Source organism: Mesorhizobium sp. M4A.F.Ca.ET.050.02.1.1 (assembly GCF_003997725.1).
In the GTDB taxonomy this organism is placed as follows: domain Bacteria; phylum Pseudomonadota; class Alphaproteobacteria; order Rhizobiales; family Rhizobiaceae; genus Mesorhizobium.
In genome coordinates this window covers 1-2,587 of the sequence record NZ_RZSG01000814.1, presented here as the reverse complement: position 1 = coordinate 2,587, position 2,587 = coordinate 1, and the positions used below count along the sequence as shown (strand labels likewise).

Sequence of the window (2,587 nt, the reverse complement as noted above, 5' to 3'; positions counted from 1 at the left end):
GAGAAAACTGTCACCTATGCAATCGGTCCATTCTGTTACCTATCTATCCGGTTCGGACATCAGCCCTTTCTCCCCGTCACTATACGGGGAGAAATGCCCGGCAGGGCAATGAAGGGCGGCGCCGACACGCACCAAAGAAGCACGAAATTGAACCGGCAGTCAGCTCGGACCAGAAACTTACCCTGCGAACTGCCTGGCCAGTATCAGCACGGCGGCACCGGCCAAAAACATCGCCATCAACCCGCCGCGCAGCGACACGGCCGCGGCGACGATCAGCGCCGCCCATTCGGCGGGACCGGCGCCAAGCGCCGCCGGCGCCACCAGCGTGGTCAGCACCGCCGCCGGCACGGCGTTCAGCCCGGCCTCGACGCGCGGGTGGACGTTGTCGAAGCGCGAGATGACCAGATGGCCGCCGACGCGGGTGAGATAGGTGGCGACAGCGCCGGCTATGATGATCCAGAAGGTGGTGCTCATGGCCGTTCCCCCACGCCGCTGTGATGCGGCGGCAGTATGACGGCGAGCAGCACGCCGGCGACGGCGCCGATGGAAACGTGCCAGGGCGAGCCCACCGTCTTGTAGGCGATGGTGGAGGCAACGGCGCTCGCCACGACCACAGGCAGCCACAGCGGCCGCTTGCGGAAGCCCATGACGAGGCCGAGGAAATAGATCGGCAGCAGGAAGTCGATGCCCAGCGCATGCGTGTCGGGAATGAGCTTGCCGAACACCGCGCCAAGCGCGCTTTCGATCACCCAGAACACATAGACCGGCAGGCCGAGCCCGAGATACCAGGCAAAGCCGACGGTCTCGCCGGATTGCGCCCTCGCCTCCGACACGGCGTATTGCGGATCGGTCATGATGAAGAAGCCGAGCGCCTGCTGCACCACCGGCCAGTGTGAAATGCGCCGGCCGAGGCCGGCGGAATAGAGCACGTGGCGGAAGTTCACGGCGAAGATCGACAGCACAATCAGCCACGGCGCGACATGCTGGCCGAACAGTTCGATGCCGACCATCTGGCTGGCGCCGCCGAAGATCAGGGCGCTCATCAGGAAGGCTTCAAGGACCGAGAAACCATTGTCGACGGCAATCGCCCCGAACAGCAGCGCGAATGGCGCCGAGGCGACCACGACGGGCATCGAGAGCCGCACGCCGTCCCAGAAATCGCTCTTCGCACTGCTTTCGGAAATCGCTTCCGCCGACATCGACCACTCCTTGAACGGCCTGATGTAGGGAGCGTCGCCCCCCTTGTCACACCAATTCGCTTGAGCCAAACGATCAGCGGAAATGATCACCGGTGCACGCGAGCAAGGCTCCGCGCTATTGCGCCTTGCCCTGGATCGCCCTGCCCCAGTCGAGCAGCGGCTTGGCGCGCAAGGTGAAATCGACGAGCTCGTCGACCAGCGCCGGCGAGTGGATTCCGGCCGGATCGATTGCATGCTGGACGTAAAAGTGCCGGTTGCGGATGGCTTCGGCCAGGTCGCTGTCGGTGACATGCTCAAAGCCGCGCGGCGTGCGCTTCATGCGGTCCTCGGTCTCGAATTCGAGACCGTTTTTCTTCAACGCCGCCACCAGCGCGCGATACTTCTCCGGCCTTGCCGCGATGGCGTTGCGCATGGCGAGCAGCAGTTCTGGACTGGGCTGCCACCAGGCGACGCCGGAGAAGCACCGCTCGAGCCCGATATGCACGTAGAAGACGCCCTGCTCCATCTTGGTGCCATCAGGCGACAGGATCGCCGACAGATGCCGGTTGTAGGGCCGCTTGTCATTGGAGAAGCGCACGTCGCGATTGATGCGGAACAGCGACTTCTTGCGGTCGCCGCGCAGTCCGAGCCCAGCCGCGGCGAAACGCTCGGTCAGAGTCTCGACAAGATCGCAGAACGGCTCGTGCAGTTCGCTCTCATAGAGGTCGCGGTTCTCCTGGAACCACTCCCGGTTCTGGTGGAAGTCGAGCGCCTTGAGGAACGGAATGGCCTTTTGCCCGAAGCCCTTGAACGCGCCGGCCATCAGCCGCCCCTGCCGATACGCTGCAGCCAGGTGTCCTCGTCGATCACCTCGATGCCGAGCGCGGTGGCATCCTTCAGCTTCGAGCCGGCGCCCGGGCCGGCCACGACGAGATCGGTCTTCGCGGAAACCGAGCCCGCGACCTTGGCGCCGAGACGTTCCGCCATCGCCTTTGCCTCGGAGCGCGTCATCTTCTCCAACGAGCCGGTGAACACGACCGTCTTGCCGGAGACTTCGCTGCCGGCCGAGATTTCCACAATGTACGGCTTCGGATGCACCTGCGCGAGCAGTGCCTCCAGCACGTCGTCGTTGCGTTCATTGCCGAAGAAATCGCGCAGCGCGCCGATCACCGTGTCGCCAATGCCGTTGATCGACGGGAAGACGTCGTGCGGATCGTCGGCCGCAGCGGTCTCCTTGCCGACACGGATCAGCTCTTCCATGGTCGAGAAGGTCCTGGCAAGCACAGCGGCCGTCGTCTCGCCGATATGGCGGATGCCGAGAGCGAAGATGAAGCGGTCGAGCTCCCGCTCGCGGCGCGCGTCGATCGCGGCGAACAGCTTGTCGAGGCCTTCATAGTTGCGATCCTCGG

Annotated in this window: 4 protein-coding genes; all 4 read right to left on the bottom strand. The window is 64.5% G+C overall.

What is annotated here, in order from left to right:
• Positions 1-177: 177 nt before the first annotated feature.
• Positions 178-474: an AzlD family protein gene (locus EOA33_RS31595; protein WP_127407409.1), complete on the bottom strand. Its 297-nt coding sequence runs from the start codon at positions 472-474 to the stop codon at positions 178-180.
• Entirely contained in the window at positions 471-1,199 is a 729-nt protein-coding gene (locus EOA33_RS31590; protein ID WP_127407408.1) for an AzlC family ABC transporter permease, read from the bottom strand. The genes EOA33_RS31595 and EOA33_RS31590 overlap by 4 nt, the downstream gene beginning before the upstream one ends.
• A 115-nt stretch (positions 1,200-1,314) precedes the next feature.
• Positions 1,315-2,001 (bottom strand): TIGR02453 family protein, encoded by a 687-nt coding sequence (locus EOA33_RS31585; RefSeq protein WP_127407407.1) that lies wholly within the window; start codon positions 1,999-2,001, stop codon positions 1,315-1,317.
• A partial coding sequence (locus EOA33_RS31580; RefSeq protein WP_281033582.1) for a BRCT domain-containing protein occupies positions 2,001-2,587 on the bottom strand: 587 nt, incomplete at its 5' end. The genes EOA33_RS31580 and EOA33_RS31585, both read right to left, overlap by 1 nt.